16 protein-coding genes and 1 tRNA gene are annotated in these 19,895 nt (G+C 60.2%); 7 read left to right on the plus strand and 10 right to left on the minus strand.

Translation table 11 applies throughout. The features are described 5' to 3' along the window. Positions 1 to 44: 44 nt before the first annotated feature. From araD1 to ACP7BO_RS12105, 4 genes are all read left to right on the plus strand, one after another. On the plus strand, positions 45 to 1,043 hold the full coding sequence (gene araD1, locus ACP7BO_RS12090; RefSeq protein WP_426210604.1) for an AraD1 family protein: 999 nt from the start codon (positions 45 to 47) through the stop codon (positions 1,041 to 1,043). 65 nt (positions 1,044 to 1,108) lie between these two features. Next, complete coding sequence (locus tag ACP7BO_RS12095; RefSeq protein WP_426210606.1) at positions 1,109 to 2,428, plus strand: MFS transporter; 1,320 nt, start codon at positions 1,109 to 1,111, stop codon at positions 2,426 to 2,428. A 28-nt stretch (positions 2,429 to 2,456) separates the two neighbouring features. Beyond that, entirely contained in the window at positions 2,457 to 4,013 is a 1,557-nt protein-coding gene (locus tag ACP7BO_RS12100; RefSeq protein ID WP_426210608.1) for a UxaA family hydrolase, read from the plus strand. Between the two features lie 191 nt (positions 4,014 to 4,204). Beyond that, entirely contained in the window at positions 4,205 to 5,788 is a 1,584-nt protein-coding gene (locus ACP7BO_RS12105; RefSeq protein ID WP_397456326.1) for an aldehyde dehydrogenase (NADP(+)), read from the plus strand. Between the two features lie 6 nt (positions 5,789 to 5,794). On the opposite strand, the gene ACP7BO_RS12110 is transcribed toward ACP7BO_RS12105, so the two are convergent. From ACP7BO_RS12110 to ACP7BO_RS12120, 3 genes are all read right to left on the minus strand, one after another. Then, positions 5,795 to 6,232 (minus strand): hypothetical protein, encoded by a 438-nt coding sequence (locus ACP7BO_RS12110; protein ID WP_397456325.1) that lies wholly within the window; start codon positions 6,230 to 6,232, stop codon positions 5,795 to 5,797. Between the two features lie 226 nt (positions 6,233 to 6,458). Then, positions 6,459 to 7,724 carry a sensor histidine kinase gene (locus tag ACP7BO_RS12115; RefSeq protein ID WP_426210611.1) on the minus strand — a complete coding sequence of 422 codons (1,266 nt, stop codon included), beginning with the start codon at positions 7,722 to 7,724 and terminating at the stop codon, positions 6,459 to 6,461. Beyond that, entirely contained in the window at positions 7,721 to 8,404 is a 684-nt protein-coding gene (locus ACP7BO_RS12120; protein WP_060696878.1) for a response regulator transcription factor, read from the minus strand. The genes ACP7BO_RS12115 and ACP7BO_RS12120 overlap by 4 nt, the downstream gene beginning before the upstream one ends. A 227-nt stretch (positions 8,405 to 8,631) precedes the next feature. Here ACP7BO_RS12120 and bamA point away from each other — a divergent pair, with 227 nt between their 5' ends. Further along, complete coding sequence (gene bamA / locus ACP7BO_RS12125; protein ID WP_426210613.1) at positions 8,632 to 10,998, plus strand: outer membrane protein assembly factor BamA; 2,367 nt, start codon at positions 8,632 to 8,634, stop codon at positions 10,996 to 10,998. 194 nt (positions 10,999 to 11,192) lie between these two features. Here bamA and ACP7BO_RS12130 read toward each other — a convergent pair whose 3' ends face one another. The 3 genes from ACP7BO_RS12130 to ACP7BO_RS12140 form a co-directional block, all read right to left on the minus strand. Then, positions 11,193 to 12,251, minus strand: coding sequence for a linear amide C-N hydrolase (locus ACP7BO_RS12130; RefSeq protein ID WP_426210615.1), 1,059 nt, complete (start codon positions 12,249 to 12,251; stop codon positions 11,193 to 11,195). A 23-nt stretch (positions 12,252 to 12,274) separates the two neighbouring features. Further along, complete coding sequence (locus tag ACP7BO_RS12135) at positions 12,275 to 13,099, minus strand: hypothetical protein (protein WP_426210617.1); 825 nt, start codon at positions 13,097 to 13,099, stop codon at positions 12,275 to 12,277. 128 nt (positions 13,100 to 13,227) lie between these two features. After that, positions 13,228 to 13,800 carry a TetR/AcrR family transcriptional regulator gene (locus tag ACP7BO_RS12140; protein WP_426210619.1) on the minus strand — a complete coding sequence of 191 codons (573 nt, stop codon included), beginning with the start codon at positions 13,798 to 13,800 and terminating at the stop codon, positions 13,228 to 13,230. A gap of 104 nt (positions 13,801 to 13,904) precedes the next feature. Between ACP7BO_RS12140 and ACP7BO_RS12145 the strand changes: the two genes are divergently transcribed. Further along, on the plus strand, positions 13,905 to 15,395 hold the full coding sequence (locus ACP7BO_RS12145) for an MFS transporter (protein ID WP_426210621.1): 1,491 nt from the start codon (positions 13,905 to 13,907) through the stop codon (positions 15,393 to 15,395). A 350-nt stretch (positions 15,396 to 15,745) separates the two neighbouring features. Beyond that, a tRNA-Gln gene (locus ACP7BO_RS12150) sits at positions 15,746 to 15,820 on the plus strand. A 107-nt stretch (positions 15,821 to 15,927) separates the two neighbouring features. Here the strand turns inward: ACP7BO_RS12150 and ACP7BO_RS12155 are convergent. Genes ACP7BO_RS12155 through ACP7BO_RS12170 form a run of 4 tightly spaced genes read right to left on the minus strand, consistent with a single transcriptional unit; the run spans position 15,928 to position 19,878 of the window. Further along, positions 15,928 to 17,097, minus strand: a complete 1,170-nt coding sequence (locus ACP7BO_RS12155; RefSeq protein WP_426210623.1) for an alginate O-acetyltransferase AlgX-related protein — start codon at positions 17,095 to 17,097, stop codon at positions 15,928 to 15,930. A 10-nt stretch (positions 17,098 to 17,107) separates the two neighbouring features. Further along, complete coding sequence (locus ACP7BO_RS12160; RefSeq protein WP_426210625.1) at positions 17,108 to 18,523, minus strand: MBOAT family O-acyltransferase; 1,416 nt, start codon at positions 18,521 to 18,523, stop codon at positions 17,108 to 17,110. Between the two features lie 18 nt (positions 18,524 to 18,541). After that, positions 18,542 to 19,213 (minus strand): alginate O-acetyltransferase AlgF, encoded by a 672-nt coding sequence (locus ACP7BO_RS12165; protein WP_397456315.1) that lies wholly within the window; start codon positions 19,211 to 19,213, stop codon positions 18,542 to 18,544. Beyond that, positions 19,210 to 19,878: an SGNH/GDSL hydrolase family protein gene (locus ACP7BO_RS12170; RefSeq protein ID WP_397456314.1), complete on the minus strand. Its 669-nt coding sequence runs from the start codon at positions 19,876 to 19,878 to the stop codon at positions 19,210 to 19,212. The genes ACP7BO_RS12165 and ACP7BO_RS12170 overlap by 4 nt, the downstream gene beginning before the upstream one ends. Positions 19,879 to 19,895: the final 17 nt, after the last annotated feature.

Genomic DNA, 19,895 nt, shown 5'->3' on the forward strand with positions numbered 1-19,895 from the left:
CCGTTATGGCTCGCGATAAAAATAATCTGCGAAGAGCTCACTCCATGCGTCTAATCCAGTTTGAAACCACCCAGGGCACGCGACACGTCGGTGTTATTGAAGGCGATGAAATCCATGTGGTGCGGGCCACCTACACGACCCGGGAGCTGGCGCTCGGCGCGATTGCCAAAGGCCATGGTCTGGTTGAAGAAGTGCTGGAACGCGGCACCGACCCAAGCCCGCACAGTTATCGCCAGACCTTGCACGAAGGCCGGGTCTTGCCGCCACTTGATCACCAGGACCCGGCCCATTGCCTGGTCAGCGGCACCGGCCTGACCCACCTGGGCAGCGCTTCGACCCGCGACAAGATGCACCAGAAAAACGCCGGTGAGCAGGCAGCAATGACCGATACCGCACGGATTTTTCAGTGGGGAATCGAAGGTGGACGTCCGCCCGCGGGCACCCCGGGGGTCCAGCCGGAGTGGTTCTACAAGGGCGACGGCTCGATTGTGGTACGCCCCGGCGCGGCCTTTGACAAGCCGCCTTTTGCCGAGGATGCAGGCGAAGAGCCCGAGCTGACCGGCCTGTATGTGGTCGGCGAAGACGGTAAACCGTACCGGGTTGGTTTTGCCCTGGGCAATGAGTTTTCCGACCACATCATGGAGCGGCGCAATTACCTGTACCTGGCCCATTCCAAGTTGCGCAATTGCAGCTATGGCCCGGAATTGCGGGTCGGGGAGCTGCCGCGTCATTTGAGCGGGATGAGCCGCATCCTGCGAGGCGATGAAGTGATCTGGGAAAAAGAGTTCCTCAGCGGCGAGGACAACATGTGCCACAGCCTCGAAAACCTTGAATACCATCACTTCAAATATGCGCAATTCCTGCGCCCGGGCGATGTGCATGTGCACTTCTTCGGCACCGCCACCCTGTCCTTCGCCGACAACATCCAAACCCGCGAAGGCGACCGGTTCGAAATCAGCATGGCCGAGTTTGGCGAGCCACTGATCAATGGCATTCAGGCCGGCACCGCCGAGCTGCCCGCCGGCAAGGTCAAACCGCTGTAAAGCGTTTTGCGGGTCTGGCAACAGACCCGCCCCGTTTAATAAAAAATATAAGAAACGAGACAGGTATGAACATCAAAACTTCGGTGTCTGCGTCGTCAACGGTGGCCGATCACGCTGATGCCTCGCGTCCCACCACTGTGCGCTGGCGCATATTCCTGATCCTGCTGCTGTTGTCGGCAATCAACTACATCGACCGCGCTTCGCTGTCGGTGGCCATGCCGCTGATTTCCTCCGAGTTTGAAATGACGCCGGCCCTGGAAGGCTTGATGCTCAGTGCGTTTTTCTGGTCTTACGCATTGATGCAGATCCCCGGCGGGATGCTGCTGGACCGCTTTCAAGTGCGCAATATCGTCGGCGTTGCCACCGTGGGCTGGGGCTTTTTTCAAGCCATAGCAGGCGGCGCCCATAGCTGGATCACACTGCTGGCCACCCGTATCGGCCTCGGGGTTGCAGAATCACCGATCATGCCCGCCGGCGCCAAGTTGAACGGGGCCTGGCTAACGCCTAACGAACGTGGCCGCGGCGCGACCCTGGTGGATGGCGGAGCCCCACTGGGGACGGCGTTCGGCGCCATCATCATCGCCGGGCTGATTACCTGGTTTGACTCCTGGCGGATTGCATTCGTGATTGCCGGGGTCGGCACCATGATCGTCGGTGTCTGGGCCTGGTGGTACATCCGCAACAGCCCGGCCGAGCACCCCAAGGTCAACGCGGCCGAACTGGCTTACATCACCGACGCCAATGCCGAAGCGGCCCGCACCCACGGCGAACGCAAGGCCATCCTCAAGGACCTGCTCAAAAGCCGCTCGGTACTGGCCATGTTTGCCGGGTACGCCTGCTACAACAGTGTGTTCTACGGCCTGTTGACCTGGATGCCGAGCTATCTGCACAAGGCCCACAACCTGGATATCAAGGCCATGGGCGGCGCTACTTTTCTGATCTTCATGTGCGGTTTTATCGGCGAAATCTTTGGCGGCTGGCTGGCAGACAAATGGAAAGACGCAGGCGGCGCACCCAACAAGGTGATGCGTTGCATGTTTGGCGGTTCGGCGGCCATTGCAGCGTTGTGCATCCTGCTGGTGGCTTACACACCGGACGCCGTCACCGTGATTTCCCTGCTCTGTGTGGCGCTGTTTTTCATCCGCTGGTGCGGCATGTACTGGTGCCTGCCGGCCATTCTGGGCGGCAAATCCAAAGCCGGTGTACTGGGTGGCAGCATGAACTTCTGCGGCAATATGGTCGGGGTTATCGTGCCCATCCTGATCGGCCTGATCGTGCAATTCACCGGATCGTATTTCCTGGCGCTGATCTTTTTTGTGGTCATGGCGTTCGGCCTGATGCTGTTTTCTTCCCTCATTGACTACCGTGAACGCGGACTGGCCTGAGCCACTGCGCTCTATTGGGGTAACCGTGATGCAATTGATAACTAAAACAGGCAGCGAAAATGCTGCCAATGCCGTGATCCGCCTCAACCCGCTGGACGATGTGCTGATCGCCCGCCAACCCGTGCCCCAGGGCCTGGTGCTGGAAGCTGAAGGGCTGGTGGCGCTGAATCCGATTCCCTCCGGGCACAAGATTGCGACCCGCGATATCGAGCCCGGTCAGCCGCTGCGCCGCTACGGTCAGATCATTGGCTTCGCCAGCCAGCCGATCAGGGCCGGGGAGCATGTGCATGTGCACAATCTGGTGATGGGCGACTTCGCCCGCGATTACGCCTTTGGTGTCGACGCCCGCGGTGTCGGCACGCAGACCAGCGACACCTTCATGGGCATCGTGCGACCCGATGGCCGGGTCGCCACCCGCAATTACATCGGCATCCTGACGTCGGTCAACTGCTCGGCGACCGTGGCCAAGGCCATCGCCGATCACTTCCGCCGGGATATCAATCCACAAGCCCTGATCGACTATCCCAATGTCGACGGGGTTGTTGCCCTGACCCACAGCTTCGGCTGTGCCGTGGACCCCGGCGGCGAAGCCCTGGCGATGCTGCGGCGCACACTGGGCGGTTATGCGGTGCACCCCAATTTCGCATCGGTGCTGATGATCGGCCTGGGTTGCGAAACCAACCAGATCGCCGATTTGCTGGCGGCCCAAGGGCTGGAAAAAGGCGAGTTCCTGCGGGCCTTCACCATCCAGGGCACGGGCGGCACCTCGAAAACCATCGCCAGCGGCATCGAGCAGGTCAAGTCCCTGCTGGCCCAGGCCAACCAAGTGCAGCGCCAGCCCGTCAGCGCCAGCCACTTGATTATCGGCCTGCAATGCGGGGGTTCGGATGGATACTCGGGCATCACCGCCAACCCGGCGCTGGGCAATGCGGTCGACCGGCTGGTGGCCGCAGGTGGCACCGCCATTCTGTCCGAGACTCCGGAGATCTATGGCGCCGAGCATTTGCTTACCCGCCGCGCCGTCAGCCGTGAGGTGGGCGAGAAGCTGATCAGGCGCATCCACTGGTGGGAGGACTACTGCCAGCGAATGAACGCCGAGCTCAACAACAACCCGTCGGCGGGTAACAAGGCCGGGGGCTTGACCACCATTCTTGAAAAATCCCTGGGGGCTGTGGCCAAGGCTGGCTCCAGTGATCTGGTGGACGTTTATGAATACGCCGAAACGGTCCGCGCCCACGGCCTGGTGTTTATGGACACCCCGGGCTATGACCCGGTTTCAGCCACCGGGCAAGTCGCCGGTGGCGCCAACCTGATCGCCTTTACCACAGGCCGGGGCTCGGCCTATGGCTGCGCGCCCTCGCCTTCGATCAAGCTGGCGACCAATAGCCGGTTGTGGGAAACCCAGGAAGAAGACATGGACGTGAACTGCGGCGGCATAGCCGATGGCAGCATGACCATCGAAGAACGCGGCGAATACATCTACCGCATGATGCTGCGCATTGCTTCGGGCGAGCGCAGCAAAAGTGAGCAGCACGGGTACGGTCAGAACGAATTTGTACCGTGGCAGATCGGGGCGATTACCTGAGTACATAACCCCTGTGGGAGCTGGCTTGCTGTAGGAGCGAGCTGGCTCGCGAGCTTTTAATCGAGCCCACATTCGATTGCCGGGCATTCTTGAGAAGCTCGCGAGCAAGCTCGCTCCTACAGGGTTTTTTGGAGGTTACAGAGCCGCCTCGCACCCCTACAAGTTTCATCGATTCTTTTGAGGACACACAGATGACACACATTAGCGGTCAAAATTTTATCGCCGGGCAGCGCTGCGCCGCCGGCACTGTTCGTTTGCAAAGCCTTGATGCCAGCACCGGCGAAGCATTGCCCTACAGCTTTATCCAGGCCACCGAGGCCGAAGTCGATGCCGCAGCAATGGCTGCCAGCACCGCATTCGCGACGTACCGCAGTTTGCCGGCGACACGCCGGGCTGAATTTCTGGAAGCTATCGCCGACGAAATCGACGCCCTGGGTGACGATTTCGTCGCCATCGTGTGCCGCGAGACCGCATTGCCTGCAGGACGTATCCAGGGTGAGCGTGGCCGCACCAGTGGTCAAATGCGCCTGTTCGCCAGCGTATTGCGCCGGGGGGATTTTTACGGTGCCCGTATCGACCAGGCCCTGCCTGACCGTCAGCCACTACCACGGGCCGATCTGCGCCAGTGGCGCATCGGGGTCGGCCCGGTAGCCGTGTTTGGCGCCAGCAATTTCCCGCTGGCGTTCTCGACGGCCGGCGGCGATACCGCGTCGGCACTCGCAGCCGGTTGCCCGGTGGTGTTCAAGGCCCACAGCGGGCATATGGCGACGGCCGATCTGGTGGCTCAGGCCATTGAGCGCGCTGCCACCCGCACCGGCATGCCGGCCGGGGTATTCAACATGATTTACGGTGCGGGTGTCGGCGCCACGCTGGTCAAGCATCCGGCGATTCAGGCCGTCGGGTTTACCGGGTCGTTGGCCGGCGGCCGCGCCCTGTGTGACATGGCCGCTGCCAGGCCGCAGCCGATCCCGGTGTTTGCCGAGATGTCGAGTATCAACCCGGTGTTGATGCTGCCCCAGGCCCTGGCTACTCGCGGCGACACGTTGGCCCTTGAGTTGGGCGGTTCGGTGATGCTCGGTGCTGGCCAGTTCTGCACCAGCCCGGGTCTGGTGCTGGGTATCCGCTCGCCGGAGTTCAGTGGCTTTGTCGAAGCGCTCAGCCAGTTTTTCAGCAACCAGCCCGCGCAAACGCTGCTCAATGCAGGCGGTTTGAGCAGCTACCGCAAAGGCATTAACCGTCTGGCTGAAGTGCCAGGCATTCGCCATATTGCAGGCTCGGAGCAACAGGGCAACCAGGCTTTCCCGCAGCTGTTCCAGGCTGATGCCAGCCTGTTGATCGACGGCGCCGAGGTGTTGCAGGAAGAAGTGTTCGGGCCAACCACCGTGATTGTCGAAGTGGCGGACAAGGCCCAGTTGCTGCGAGCGTTGCATAGCCTGCATGGCCAACTGACTGCGACACTGATCGCCGAACCTGGCGATTTGCAGGCGTTCGCCGAGGTGGTGCCGGTGCTGGAGCAGAAGGCCGGACGCCTGCTGTTAAACGGCTACCCCACCGGCGTCGAAGTGTGTGACGCGATGGTCCATGGCGGCCCGTACCCGGCGACCTCCGATGCCCGTGGCACCTCGGTCGGCACCCTGGCCATTGACCGTTTCCTGCGCCCGGTGTGCTACCAGAACTACCCTGACAGCCTGTTGCCGCAGGCGTTGCAAGACGCCAACCCGCTGGGCATCCAGCGTCTGGTCAACGGCAAAAGCAGCCGCAACCCGCTGGCCTGACAGCCGTTACTGATCGGCGGCGTAAATCACAGTCTGAGCGCTGTGACCCGCCGCCGGTTTGAGGGTGAAGTAAGTGTCGCCCTCATCGGTCAGGATCTCGTAACCCGCCTTGCTGGTGACGCTGACGTGCTTGATGATTTTCAGCACCCGCTGAAATTTAACGCTCTGGGTACCGTTTTGCGCAGGGCCGGTGAGGACATTCACACTCTGGAACCAGTCCTGGTTCTTTTTGTTCGACACCAGGGTGCCGGTCAACGCCTCGAAGCGTTCCAGACGAGTAAAGCCCCATAGCGTCTGCTCTTCGACCGGCTTGCCGGACGCGCCTGCGCCAGTAAACACAAACAGATTGATGGCTGGATTGTCTTCACAAAAAAAATCGTAAGGCACCAGACCGTCGACCATTTTCTTGCCGGCAACAAAGCCCTTTTTATGCACCAGAAACATGCCCGTCTCCCGCTCAGTTTGAGCTGCAAGTCTACGGGGGCATGACGTACAGGGCCGTCAAGGCAATGTAATTTCGTGTAAAGAACCCTTGCGTAGCAGCTGTCGAGCCATGCGAGGCTGCGTCCGGCTGCGAAGCGGCCGTTCATCCATCATTACCGCGCAAACCGGATTCACGGGGACTACGTCCCCGGACGCAGCCTCGCATGGCTCGGCAGCTGCTACGGGGTTACGAAGCGCGGTTACTCGGCAAGTTGATTTCTACGGTCAGGCCGCCGGAGGGCTGGTTGAGCGCCACGATGGTGCCCCCGTGCATTTCTACGGCCCTTGAGGCAATCGCCAGGCCCAGCCCGAAACCGGCACCGGGCTCACTCACGCCGCGCTCAAATGGCTGGAAAATGCTCATCAGGCGGTGCTGTTCAACACCAGGGCCCCGGTCGCTGATGCGCACGTTTAAACAACCGGTGTCAGGATCGATCCGGGCCTGGACCAGGACTTCGGTTTGCGTTGCGGTATAACGCACGGCATTGCGGATCACATTTTCAAAACACCGGTACAACAATTCACCGCTGACCCGGGTAAGAAACGGCGGGCATCCCTGCAGGGTGACGCGGCACTGTTTGATCCCGGCCTCAAACTGCGCATCCTCGACGATCAACGCCAGCAATTCGAGGATGTCGACCGTCTCACGCTCGATACTTTCGGGGCGGCCCTGGACCCGGGCCAGGGTCAGCAGCGCCTCGATGAGGGTGTCCATGCGCACCGATTCGCGCTCGATGCGGCCGACCATTTCCTGGCGGCCCGGGTCCTGATGCAGCAAGCCAATGGCCGCCTGCATGCGGGTCAGGGGTGAACGCAATTCGTGGGAGATGTCGTGCAACAGGTTTTGCTGGGCATCGACCAACAGTCTCAACTGATTGGCCATGCGGTCGCAGTCTTCGGCCAGATCAACGATTTCATCCCGCCGCCCGCCCATCATGGGCTTGACCCGGGTGCCGAAACGGCCCTGGGCCACATCACTCATGGCCCGGCGCAAAAAGGCCAGGGGCCAGGTCAGATAGAAGGCCATGTAGCCGCTGAACAGCGCACTCATCACCGTACCGATGACCAGCGGCATCGCCCCGGGGCCACGCTCACCGTCATTACCCGGCGCGCGGGTGGATCGGAGCGTCAGTTCGACACCGTCCTTGCTGGTCACGGTGCGCTGGAAGGCCGGCTGCAAAACCTGTGAACCGGCCAGCAACTGGCCGCTACGGTCATACACACCAATGGCCTGGTCATCCGGGTGCTTCCACACGCTGAGCAGTTGCTTTCCCGCATCGACACCGAACGCTTGCAGCAGATGCACTTCGCTGGTGAGGATGGTGTCCAGATGCGGGTCGCCCGGCCTTGAACCACTGAAGGTGACGATGCAGATACCGACAAAAAACGTCAGGCTGGTGGCCAGCCAGAATGCCAGAAACAGCTTCCAGAACAGCCGCCCGGGTTTGCTCATTCGGCAATCAACAAGTAGCCCAGGCCACGTACGCTCTGAATCCAGGCCTTGGTATCAGGGCGTGGCCCCAGTTTCTGGCGGATGCTGCTGATGTGCACGTCGATGCGCCGGTCGTAACGGGTCAAGGGACAACCCAGGGCATTGAGCGACAGGTCCTGCTTGCTCACCACTTGCCCGGCTGAACGCGCCAGCTCCTCGAGCAGGCTGAACTCGGTACTGGTCACCCCCAGCTCGCGGCCCTGCCACTGCGCCTGGCGCTTGCCGGGCCACAATACCAGCGGCCCGCTGCGGATGACTTCGCAGGTGTGCCGGTCGCCAGGTTGCACCCGGCGCATGATGGCCCGTAAACGCGCCACCAACTCCCCCGGTGAGCTGGGTTTGGGCACGTAATCGTCCGCCCCCAGTTCAAGCCCGGTAATGCGGTCAATGTTGTCGCCCCGCGCGGTCAGCAAAACCACCGGCACCTGACTGCGCGCACGGATACGCCTGAGCACTTCGATCCCCGACAGGCGCGGCAGCATCACGTCCAGTACCACGATGCTGTAAAGCCCTGAAAGCGCTTCAATTTCACCCTCCTCGCCGGTATGCACCGCACTGGTCTCAAAACCTTCGCGCTCAAGATATTCACTGAGCATTGCAGTCAGTTCCTGGTCATCGTCGACGAGCAATACACGGATCATGGCGGACTCTTGAGTGGCGGTGCGGGCATTATCGGCCTTGCGCTGTGCGCAGTCATCGTCCTGCGCCAACCTTTACCTAACTTGACATTGGGTTAACCCCATCATACGCCTCGAACTTTTATGCTTGACCTCCACCAGCCTGCTTGCCTCGCGGTATGTCGTCTTGATGAACCATAACCGCGCCCGCTTTCGCTGCTTGTCGATGTGTCCTGGATATAAAGATCTTGATGAAATTTACGCGCCTGCTCTGTTCGGTTGCACTGTTGCTCAATGCCACACTTGCGCACGCCCAAAGCTTCAAAATTTCTGATATTCGCATTAACGGCCTGCAGCGGGTTTCAGCCGCCAGTGTATTCGGCGCCTTGCCGCTGAACGTCGGTGAAGAAGTGGATGACCAGCGCCTGGTGGAGTCCACGCGGGCATTGTTCAAAACCGGTTTCTTTCAGGATATTCAACTGGGCCGCGATGGAGACGTGCTGGTAATCACTGTAGTCGAGCGGCCGTCTGTCGCCAGCATCGACATTGAAGGCAACAAGGCGATCTCAACTGACGATTTGATGAAAGGCCTCAAGCAATCCGGCCTGGCGGAAGGTGAAGTGTTCCAGCGCGCCACGCTTGAAGGCGTACGCAACGAACTGCAGCGCCAATACGTCGCCCAGGGCCGCTATTCGGCAACGGTCGACACCGAAGTGATCAGCCAGCCGCGCAACCGCGTAGCCCTGAAAATCAAGATCGACGAAGGCGAAGTGGCGGCGATCAAGCACATCAATGTAGTGGGCAACACGGTCTTCGACGAAGCCGACCTCACTGACCAGTTCACCCTCAAGACCAGCAACTGGCTCTCGTTCTTCAAGAACGATGACAAGTACGCCCGCGAAAAACTCTCCGGAGACCTGGAGCGTCTGCGTTCGTACTACCTGGACCGTGGCTATATCAACATGGAAATCGTATCGACCCAGGTGTCGATCACCCCGGACAAAAAGCAGGTGTTCATCACCGTCAACATCAGTGAAGGCGAGAAATTCACGGTGCGTGATATCTCGCTCAAGGGCGACTTGAAAGTGCCCGAAGACCAGATCAAGGCCCTGCTGCTGGTACAACCGGGCCAGGTATTTTCACGCAAGCTGATGACCTCTACCTCAGACCTGATTACCCGTCGCCTGGGTAATGAAGGCTACACCTTCGCCAACGTCAACGCGGTACCAACCCCCGACAGTGGCAGCCACACGGTGGATATCGCCTTTGTGGTGGATCCGGGCAAGCGCGCCTACGCCAACCGCATCAACTTTCGCGGCAACACCAAGACCGAGGATCAGGTGCTGCGCCGTGAGATGCGGCAAATGGAAGGCGGCTGGGCTTCGACCTTTCTGATTGACCAGTCCAAGACCCGTCTGGAGCGCCTGGGCTACTTCAAGGAAGTGAACGTTGAGACACCGGCCGTGGCGGGTGTCGACGATCAGGTGGACGTCAACTACAGCGTTGAGGAGCAGGCGTCGGGATCGATTACTGCCAGCGTCGGTTTCGCTCAAAGCGCCGGGCTGATTCTGGGCGGCGCGATTACCCAGAACAACTTTTTAGGCACGGGCAACTCGGCCAGCATCGGCCTGACCCGTTCCGAATACCAGAGCAAGTACAACATCGGTTTTACCGACCCCTACTTCACGGCCGATGGCGTGAGCCTGGGCTACAACGCCTTCTACAACAAAACCGACTACAACGATTACTACTCTGACGGCGTCTCGTATTACTCCATCAACAGCTATGGCGCGGGTGCCACCCTGGGTTACCCGATCAATGAAACCTCGCGCCTGAGCTTCGGCCTGACCGCGCAGCACGACGTCATTGAGCCGGGCACCTACAGCGCCGATGAGATCTATGACTTTATCGAGCGGGAGGGCAAGCAGTTCACCAACTTCAAGGCCAACCTCGGCTGGTCGGAGTCAACCCTGAACAAAGGGGTCATGGCGACCCGCGGCTCTTCGCAAAACCTCAACCTGATGGTGACCGTGCCCGGCAGCGACCTGAGTTTTTACAAGATCGACTACAACGGCCAGACCTTCGTGCCCCTGAGCAAAGACACGTCCCTGCGTTTGCATACCAAACTCGGCTATGGCAACAGCTACGGTTCAACCGATGGCCTGCCCTTCTATGAAAACTACACCGCCGGTGGCGAGGGCTCGGTGCGCGGATTTGAAAGCGGCACCCTGGGCCCGCGCAACACCCCGGCCACCGGCAACTACGCCAGCGCCGGGCAGGCCTATTACTCGGACCGGGATACCGAAGCGCTGGGCGGCAACATCATGCTCACCGGCGGGGTGGAGTACCTGTTCCCGATGCCCTTTATCAAAGACAACAAATCACTGCGTACCTCGTTGTTCTGGGACGTGGGCAGCGTGTTCTCGAACAAGTGCTACCTGAGTACCACCACCGGTTGTGACGGGGTCAACCTTGACCAGCTGGGCAGTTCGGTGGGGGTTGGCGTGACCTGGTACAGCCCGATGGGCCCGCTAAGCGTCAACCTGGCCTTGCCGGTGCGCAAACCCGAAGACGCCCAGACCCAGGTATTCCAGTTCTCGCTGGGGCAGTCGTTTTAAGCAATTGAGGGTGGCTGTTTTCTGTAGGAGCGAGCTTGCTCGCGAGCTTTTTATCGAGCCGATACAGGGTCAAGTGTTGAAACCTGTGGGAGCTGGCTTGCCAGCGATGGCATGGATGCGGTGAAACAGACAGGCCGCGCTGCCTGAATCGCCAGCCAGCGGGCTCCCACAGGAGCCCGGCGTGTCCATGATCGTCAGGCACCTTCGAACTTGAAGGCCGGGGTCACCTGAAACCGGTTTGAAACTTCACCCGAGTAAATCGTGCTCTGGTCCGGCCCCAGGTCGAGTTTTTTAACCGCTCCCGTGGCTTTCGAGAAATCAATCCGGTTCAGGTCCACCCAGAACGTGTTGGGGGTGACCGCCGATTCAAAGAAGTACAACCCGCGCTTGTGGTCGATCACCGATCGCCAGCGGGTCGACGAGATGTTCGGCTCGCCGGGCGTGGTAATGCCGTAAGGCACCGAAACGTTCCTGATCACACTGAATACGCTGGCCAGTGACGAGCGCGGATCTTCGGATTTGGGCACGGCATTGACGTAAAAGGATGCCCGCGCAAAACGGTCCGCCGAACGATTGGTGCCGGGGAGCATCACCGTCCCGCCAATGGACTGCCAGTAAGCATTCATTGCCAGCTGTGCATCGAACGCCGGCGAGTTGGTCATCACTTGATAGCGTCGGTCGTGATGGATCACTTGCTTGCCATCGATGTATTCAATGATTGCACTGTCACCCGAGGCGTCAGACATCGAAAGATGCAGGGTCGCCAGACGACTTTCACCCGGCACCTGCGCAGTGACTACGGTGAAGGGCTCGGTTTCAAGCACCGCGACCGCTTCGGCAACACTGCTGAAATTATCCAGAACGTACTGCGCCCAGGCCGCGATGCTTAGCCCGGGCTTGCCCTTATGCACCGGCGGATACTCCGACTCCACAAGCCAGAGCAGGTTGGCCGAGAGCCCGGCTTCATTCACCCCGTCGGTGGTGGAAATGTCATAGCCGGTGGCAATCACACTGCCGTATTTAGACGTCCACTTGAGTGAGCCGGGGCCCGCCTCTGCACTACGCTGCATGCCCTGGGGGAAGATCCACAGGTTGGTCGCCACATCGGTTTTCCAGTCCATGGAGCGCGCAGTAATCACATTCTGGTTATCTCCCAGGTAAACCAGGCGGGTGCAGGCATCGGCCACCGGTAGCACCAGACTAAAGCCCGCCAGTGCCAGTGCAAGGTGTCGGGTTTGTTTGAGTAGCTGCATTGCTTGGCCTCCTTGAAGGCGGATTAAAACCGCATGGACAGGCCCAGCACCGGTCCGCGTTGGGTCACATCGTATTTGAACTTGTTGCCGGTAAAGTCGGTGGTCCGGTAATCCTGGGATAGCACCCGGTAACCGACGCGAATGATGGCGGGGTGATCAGCAACGTACATTCTGTAGCCCAGATAACCCTGGACGTTCCAGGTTTTCTTCGAAGCCGTATCCAGGCCGCCGGTATCGGCTTCACCGGAAAGGGTCCAGCGATCAGTCAGGTCGACCTGAGTGCGCAAGCCCACAAATGGATCCGTCCACTCGGTTTTTTTACTGAGACTCAAACCCAGGGAGTTGACGTCCAGTTTGGTCGTGAGCCGGGTCCAGCGCAGGCCGAATGTAGGCTCGATACGCCAGGTGCGAGGCTCGGCAAAAACCGTCGAGCCACCCAGGGCGTGTTCAAACACCCGGTAATACACGCCTGCGGCAAGCGTGGTCTGGGTGATCGCCAGCCCGACCTTGCGCCCGTAGACGCGCTCGGACTGATCGGTCTTGGCATAGACCCCATCCAGATAGAAACCCAGGGTGCGGTTGGTCAGCTCCAGATTGCCCATGAACACTGAGCTGAGGTTGTGCATGACCTCTGAAAACGGTACATCGACCTTGCTGTTGACCCCGCCAAGTGCCGCCTGCCCGTGCATTGACGGCGCCCACACAAACGGGCTGGCCAGCAGCAGCCACTGCGGCTCGGCGGGTGTAGCTGCCGAGCCTTCGGCATGGGCCACTTGCATGAAAGCCAACAGCGGTAAAGCCACTGTTGCAGACTTGAGCGTCTGACTTGTCGAAGGTTTGCGCCTCATTTGCTGTCGCCCCGATTGACCCGTTATCGAACTGATCAGTAGGTATAGCAAAGAAACCCCCTGCAACTTGTGTCCTGTATCAAGCGCTGTAGGGAGCTGGCGCAGGCTCTATCGGGGCACGGCCCGGGTCAAGGATCAGTCTGTTGTGCGTCCTGCGTGCCGTCCACCACCAGCAATGTCTGAATGTCAGCAAAAATGCTTTGCCACTCTTTTTCTTCCATCGCCAGAAAGCCGAAGCTGCGCAGCAGGAAAGCGCCTTCGGTGGCCAGGAATGCCAGGCGGGCCCGACGCCCCTGCTCGGTGGACGGATCCACCAGGTCCATGCGGGCACGGTACCAGTCACGGGTCGGCTGGCGCAGCGTGTCTACGTTGAGCAACGCCGTCATCAGGCCGGCAGCACGGTCTGCCTGCATGCCATCGGTGGCGCGGGTTGCTTCAGTATGGGCGGCAATGATGTGTAGCCCACCGGGCTCGTCACCCGCCAGGCTGTGCACCTGATCATCAAACTCCAGGCTCCAGCGCTCATACATCGCCTGTATGAGGTTGTCCTTGGTGCCAAAGCACGATTGCACCCCGCCTTTGCTGACGCCGGCAGCCTTGGCCACTTCACCGATCGTCAAACTGGCGATGCCACCCTCGCGCACCAGCAACTCAGCAGCATCAAGCACCTGGTTTGGGTCAATAACGGAAGGTCTGGCCATTTGAAAATTCCCGAATTAGAATACGATCGTATTGTAATAGATGTACATCAAGCTCGCTACGCCCATCATGACCAATATCCAGACGGGTTTAAAACGGAGAAACCATGACGCATTCGCAACGCTGGCTGATTCTGGCGATCATTTCTAGCGCCTTGTTTCTGATCGTTATCGATATGACCGTGCTCTATACCGCGCTGCCGACGTTGACCCGGGAGTTGCAGGCATCGGCCTCGGAAAAGCTCTGGATTGTCAATTCCTACGCGCTGGTAGTGTCCGGCTTGCTGCTGGGGATGGGCACCCTGAGTGACCGGCTTGGCCATAAACGGCTGTTTATCGCAGGCCTGGGGATCTTCGGGGTGGCGTCGCTGTGCGCGGCATTCTCACCCACGCCTGCATGGTTGATCGCCGCCCGCTCATTATTGGCGGTAGGTGCCGCGGTCATGATGCCCGCGACCCTTTCGATCATCCGCATGACGTTCACCGATGAGCGCGAGCGTTCGATGGCGATCGGTATCTGGGCCGCCGTGGCTTCAGGCGGTGCCGCATTTGGTCCGGTGTTGGGCGGCGCACTGCTTGAATACTTCTGGTGGGGCTCGGTGTTTCTGATCAATGTGCCCATCGTGCTGGTGGCACTGGTGCTGGGGGTGATGTTGATTCCGGCACATCCGGGCAACAGCCACAAACGCTGGGATTTGTGGGGCTCGGTCCAGGTCATGATCGGCCTGATCGGTATCGCCTATGCCATTAAAGAGCTGGGCAAACGCGCTCCCTCCTTTGCGACTGCGGCGGTGGTGCTCGCCATTGGCCTGGTGTTCATGGTCTGGTTCGTTCGCCGTCAGCGCACTAAAGCTCAGCCGATGATCGACTTCAAGATCTTCAAAAATCACGGGTTCACCGCTGCCGTAGCATCGGCGATGGTCGGCACCACGGCGTTGATCGGGATGGAGCTGGTGTTCACCCAGCGCTTACAGCTGGTCATGGGCCTGTCGCCCTTGCAGGCCGGGCTGTTTATTTTGCCTTTGCCTCTGGCCTCATTCGTCTCGGGGCCTTTGACCGGGCGCTGGCTGCAGCGCGTCGGTAGCCAGCGGATGCTGTTCTGGGCGCTGCTGGTATCGAGCATCGGCATGGGCGCGTACCTGCTGCTGTACAACGCCGGCATCTGGGCACAAATCGCCAGCCTGATCGTGCTGGGCCTGGGCCTGGGGGCAACCATGACTGCGGCCTCAAGCACCATCATGAACAGTGCCTCCCAGGATCAGGCGGGCATGGCGGCCTCTATAGAGGAAGTGTCATTCGAGCTGGGCGGCGCGATCGGGGTGACCTTGATGGGCAGCATCCTGTCGGCGGTTTACGCGACCAGCATGATCATTCCGACCGGGATGCAAGTGCCGGCCATGGTCAGCGACAGTCTGGACGAAGCCCTGATTGCGGCCGAGGACATGAGCACAGAATCAGCTGCCACGCTGACTGCACTGGCCCGGGCTGCGTTTGATCAGGGGTTTGTTGCGGTTCTGGCGGCATCCGCTCTGCTGCTGTTGGTCGCCGCCGTAGTGGTGCGCCTGAAAAGCACGGTAAAGGAGCCATTGAAAGCCTGATCAAACGGTGTCCCTGTTCTTTGCACTCCCCTGCCGGGCTGTGAATCGCGGATGGATTTGCCGATAACGCAAAACTGTCCGCGACCGTTAATCATCTGGCCGTCGCGCTGGCGCTGTGGCTGCAATAGGGGGTGCAGGACCGTGATTTGGCCTCCTCTTGATAGTAAGCAGCTGTTTTTACGAGATTTTTTTCAGTTAGTGCTTCCCATATGGAATAAATGTTGGTAAATTTCCGCGCATTGTTGAAGCGGGCCAAAAACAAGGCTTGCAACAACGGTAGCCATCCTCTCGATACCACTCGCAATGAGCAGTATCACCAGAGAACGATGTGCAGCAAGAGCTACAGATACAGGGGCGTCGCCAAGCGGTAAGGCAGCAGGTTTTGATCCTGCCATGCGTTGGTTCAAATCCAGCCGCCCCTGCCATTTACATGATTCATCCACGTGTCATTCAGCCGCCAGGCGCCACACGTATAAATACCTCCCCCCTTTTGATACTTGGTTTTTGACCTTTTGCCATGCCTGCAGGTTTGTTATCGGGCAGCGCGAGGCACGTCCGGCGCTGTGGGCCGGTATTCAATCACCTCGCTGTAGGGCGTCTGCAAATCGCGCTCGGGGATCTCCCAGATCAGCAACTTGGGCGGCGTCTGTTTGAATGCCGGGTTGTTGAAGTAGGCATTGGCCCCCCCGGAAAATTCACCGCCATCCCTGGAGAAGTCACCAATCGTGGCGCCAAGCGCTTGCTGCAGAAACCCGAGAAAACCGGAGTTGCGCGAAAACGATGTGCCGATCAGCGCCACGTCCGGCAGATTGTCATCACCAAACAGATCATCCAGGTCAGCGCCACCCTGCACTTCAGCGGCTTTCTCGCTGAACCGGGTCGCCGCCACGGTTTGGGCAGCCGGCTGCCAGGCCAGTGGCAACCAGTCGAGTCCGGCCAGGCGCACCAGATCCCCCGCGCGCAATGCCGGTTTTTGCACCGTCACCTCAAACACCTTGTGCGGCGTCGCGTTGATACCCATTGCCTGCACCTGCCGGGCTATTGCCTGAGCGGCAGCCGCTGCGCCGGTTTCGCTCCAGTGGGTGTCGGTGCGCAAAAAAGCTTCAGCCCCTGAAGGTTGCAATGCCGACGCCAGATCCACCGCACTGACGCCAGCCGCATTCAAGCGCTCGACCCAGTTCACGGCACGGTCTTGCAACTGTGCCGGGCGCCGTAAAGCACACAGCTGCGCACTGGCGATCCGGCTCTTGTCCGGCACCACTACCACCAACAGCTCGATACCGCGTTGAGCCAGGCGCTGGCGGATGTCGCGCACCACGCCAGCCTTGGTCCCGGCATTGGCCCGGGCATTGCGGTTGATGCGCAGCTCATCGGTCAAAAACAGCCAGCCGGTACAGCCCGCACGCACCCGCGTGCCCGTGTCGTTAAATGCCAGCCAGCTGACGCCGCGCTCAAGGTCGGCCACCCCTTGCGGCACGGACGCCGCAGACAGCTGCTTGGCGATCTTGTGGGTCACCTCACCATTGAGCACCGCATCACGGCTCAGATCGGGCGCCAGCATCTGCACCTTGCCGCTGATCAACAGCCACAGCGCCGAAGCAAAGGTTGTTGCCAGAAATGCCACGAATACAAAACCGGCCAGCTTGCTGCTGCGCAGAGTGAGCTCACTGGGCACTGACGCTTTGGGAGAAGAATCGGACATGGGGCGGCCCTCAGAACTGGAAGTACAGGAAAGGCACCGCTTCGCGGCTCGCGATTAATGCGAACGAGAGCAGGAAACCCGCCACTGGCCATAGGGCCGCTAACGGAGCAAACCAGATACGCTCAGCGAACCGCTGCTCATAACGACTTTTGAGCAGCGGCGCGAGAATGCATCCGACCCCCAGCAAAGCGGCCAGACCGTGGGCCGAACGCAGGGTCACCGCCAGCCCGTCACCCAGGGCAAAATCGTGAAAACCGAACTGGCCGGCGTACATGTTCAGCGCGCTGTGGAAGTCCGGCGCCCGGAACAGGGTCCAGGCCAGAAACACAAACAGCAGGGTCAGGCTGTGGGACAGCAGCAGCGGGATGCGCGGCAGGCTCGAACGCGACCAGAGGCGGTCAATGCACAATGCAATGCCATGGGCCGCCCCCCACAGCAGATAATTCCAGCTGTCACCGCCATGCCACAGACCGGCGATGGCCATGGTCAGGAACAGGTTGCGGTAGGTCTTCCAGGCACCGTGACGGTTACCGCCCAGAGCGATGTACAGGTAGTCGCGCAGCCAGCTGGACAACGACAAATGCCAGCGCCGCCAAAAATCCTGAATGCTGCTGGCCAGATACGGCTGGTTGAAGTTTTCCGGAAAGTGAAAGCCCAGCATCAACCCCAGACCGATCGCCATGGCGCTGTAACCGGCAAAATCGAAAAACAGTTGCAGCGAGTAAGCCAGGCAACCGATCCAGGCATCGGCAAAGGACGGACTGTCCAGATGAAAGGCCACCTCCACCAGCGGCGACAGGGTGTCGGCCACCAGCACTTTCATGCACATGCCAATCATGAAACGGCGCGCACCCAGGGAAAAATTCTGCCAGTCGAAGTAGCGCTTGCTCAGCTCGCGGCGCACCCAGTCATAACGAATGATCGGCCCGGCAATCGAGTGGCCGAACATCGATATATACGTGGCGAAGTTTATGAAGCTGCGCTCAACCGGCACCGTGTGACGATGCACATCCACCAGGTACGAAATCGCCTGCAGCACGATAAACGACAAGCCGGCCGGCAGCGCCACACGTTGCCAGTCCATCGGCATGGCGCCGTACCAGGTGATCACCTCCATCCAGGTTGCCGCGACGATATTGGCGTACTTGTACCAGCACAGCACGGCCGTGTTGAACACGATCAGGGCAACCAGCAGCTGCACCCTACCCTTCGAGCCTTCCCGCGCGCGATCCACCAGCAAGCCACCGCCCCAGGCGACGATGGTCAACACGATATGCAGGCTCAGGAACAACGGGCTCAGCCAGCCATAGAACAACCAGCTGCCGATCAGCAAAATGACGTTGCGCCACTGCGGCTTGCCCAGGGCATAAATCAGCAGGAAAGCGGGCAGGAACAGCGTCAGAAACTCAAGTGAGGCGAAAACCATGGCGGCTACACAATCCGGTCAGTGGGACACAGAGTCCGTAGCGCCCAAAAGACGCGGACCGCTGACAGATGGCACCAGCAGCACGCTGTAGCGCTCCCCCGCCTTCAACTCGCCCAACGCCAGCGGAGTCCCGACATCGGCGTCCCCACACAGCAGTTGCAGCGACAGGTTGACCGGGTTGACCGGGCGCCGCTGCATGCTGTTGACCGGCACCTCCTTGAACACATCACCGGGACGCCCGGGCAGACGCAATGTCGCGTCACTACAGGACGGATCGACATTGAAGAACGCCAGCGAAGCCTTAAGGCCGTTGAAGTCGTCCGGGGTTTCGCGCACTGCAACCTGACGGATACCCTCGCCGTCGGGCACCACAACCACGGTCGCGAACTCGCCGGGCCCGACGTTCATCTCCAGCGCCAGGGTCTGGCCATTGCTGACCAGTGAACCCGTAACCGGCTTGCCCGAGTCCAGCGCAAACATCGGCGACACCGGCTGCTCTTTATCGATGCGCAACGGCGCCTGGCCGGCTTTGGCGATCACATCCAGTGGCGCCGGGCCGGCGTTGACGAAGCGGATGAACGCAGCGTCTTGCGCAGGCCCTGTGGGGTAAAGGGCAAACTCGCCCGCCCGGGCACCGGCACTGCACAACAGCGCAGCCAGGACACACAGGCCTCTGCCGGGGCTAATCATTGGTGCACCCCCTTGGCGCTCACCGCATCGGCCGGCAAGTTGCCCAGCGCCCCGGCGATGGCATTGGCCCAGGATTTGTACCCGGCCACGGTGAAATGCTGGCCATCAGTGGTCACCCACTGGCCAGGGCTGGAAAACGTCAGCGAATCGATATAGGTGCACGGTGCAACGTTGGTCGCCAGAAATGCAGACAACAATTTGGTACGCGCCTCATTTTTCTTGTACATGCCGCCCTCCTTGCCCCATGCCGGACCAACCCATGCGCACTTAGCGCCGCTGGCGGTGATTTCCTTGGCCAGGGCGGTGACGTTCTGCCACGCCCAGGCCTTGGGGAACACCGGCTTGTCGTAGGACCCCATGGTGTCGGCGATCACCAGCACCACCAGATCCGGTTTGTCTGCAGCGATCAGGTCCTTGATCGGTGTCGTCGTCGCGTCACGCCCCTTGAGGACAAATTTCCCGTCAGCCTTTTCCTCCGCGCCGCAGTCGACTTTTTTGCTGATCAACCAGTCCCCGGCGCTGGCGCCACATGCACCGATCGAATGGACGATGGCCCCCTGTTGCGTCAGGTTGGCGTGCAGCGGCTCCATCAAGTGGTCCGCCAGACTCATATGACTCTCGCCAAGAACCAGAAGCGTCATGCCGGCAAGTACGGAAGAAGGCATTTAAAGTCTCCAGAAAG

It is taken from the genome of Pseudomonas sp. TWR2-1-1, assembly GCF_049897045.1.
Taxonomy (GTDB): Bacteria; Pseudomonadota; Gammaproteobacteria; order Pseudomonadales; family Pseudomonadaceae; genus Aquipseudomonas; species Aquipseudomonas versuta.

Bases quoted from the DNA above. Each gene is read 5' to 3' on its own strand.
- araD1 (WP_426210604.1), top strand. From the start codon at position 45: ATGCGTCTAATCCAGTTTGAAACCACCCAGGGCACGCGACACGTCGGT.
- ACP7BO_RS12095 (WP_426210606.1), top strand. From the start codon at position 1,109: ATGAACATCAAAACTTCGGTGTCTGCGTCGTCAACGGTGGCCGATCAC.
- ACP7BO_RS12100 (WP_426210608.1), top strand. From the start codon at position 2,457: ATGCAATTGATAACTAAAACAGGCAGCGAAAATGCTGCCAATGCCGTG.
- ACP7BO_RS12105 (WP_397456326.1), top strand. From the start codon at position 4,205: ATGACACACATTAGCGGTCAAAATTTTATCGCCGGGCAGCGCTGCGCC.
- ACP7BO_RS12110 (WP_397456325.1), bottom strand. From the start codon at position 6,232: ATGTTTCTGGTGCATAAAAAGGGCTTTGTTGCCGGCAAGAAAATGGTC.
- ACP7BO_RS12115 (WP_426210611.1), bottom strand. From the start codon at position 7,724: ATGAGCAAACCCGGGCGGCTGTTCTGGAAGCTGTTTCTGGCATTCTGG.
- ACP7BO_RS12120 (WP_060696878.1), bottom strand. From the start codon at position 8,404: ATGATCCGTGTATTGCTCGTCGACGATGACCAGGAACTGACTGCAATG.
- bamA (WP_426210613.1), top strand. From the start codon at position 8,632: ATGAAATTTACGCGCCTGCTCTGTTCGGTTGCACTGTTGCTCAATGCC.
- ACP7BO_RS12130 (WP_426210615.1), bottom strand. From the start codon at position 12,251: ATGCAGCTACTCAAACAAACCCGACACCTTGCACTGGCACTGGCGGGC.
- ACP7BO_RS12135 (WP_426210617.1), bottom strand. From the start codon at position 13,099: ATGAGGCGCAAACCTTCGACAAGTCAGACGCTCAAGTCTGCAACAGTG.
- ACP7BO_RS12140 (WP_426210619.1), bottom strand. From the start codon at position 13,800: ATGGCCAGACCTTCCGTTATTGACCCAAACCAGGTGCTTGATGCTGCT.
- ACP7BO_RS12145 (WP_426210621.1), top strand. From the start codon at position 13,905: ATGACGCATTCGCAACGCTGGCTGATTCTGGCGATCATTTCTAGCGCC.
- ACP7BO_RS12155 (WP_426210623.1), bottom strand. From the start codon at position 17,097: ATGTCCGATTCTTCTCCCAAAGCGTCAGTGCCCAGTGAGCTCACTCTG.
- ACP7BO_RS12160 (WP_426210625.1), bottom strand. From the start codon at position 18,523: ATGGTTTTCGCCTCACTTGAGTTTCTGACGCTGTTCCTGCCCGCTTTC.
- ACP7BO_RS12165 (WP_397456315.1), bottom strand. From the start codon at position 19,213: ATGATTAGCCCCGGCAGAGGCCTGTGTGTCCTGGCTGCGCTGTTGTGC.
- ACP7BO_RS12170 (WP_397456314.1), bottom strand. From the start codon at position 19,878: ATGCCTTCTTCCGTACTTGCCGGCATGACGCTTCTGGTTCTTGGCGAG.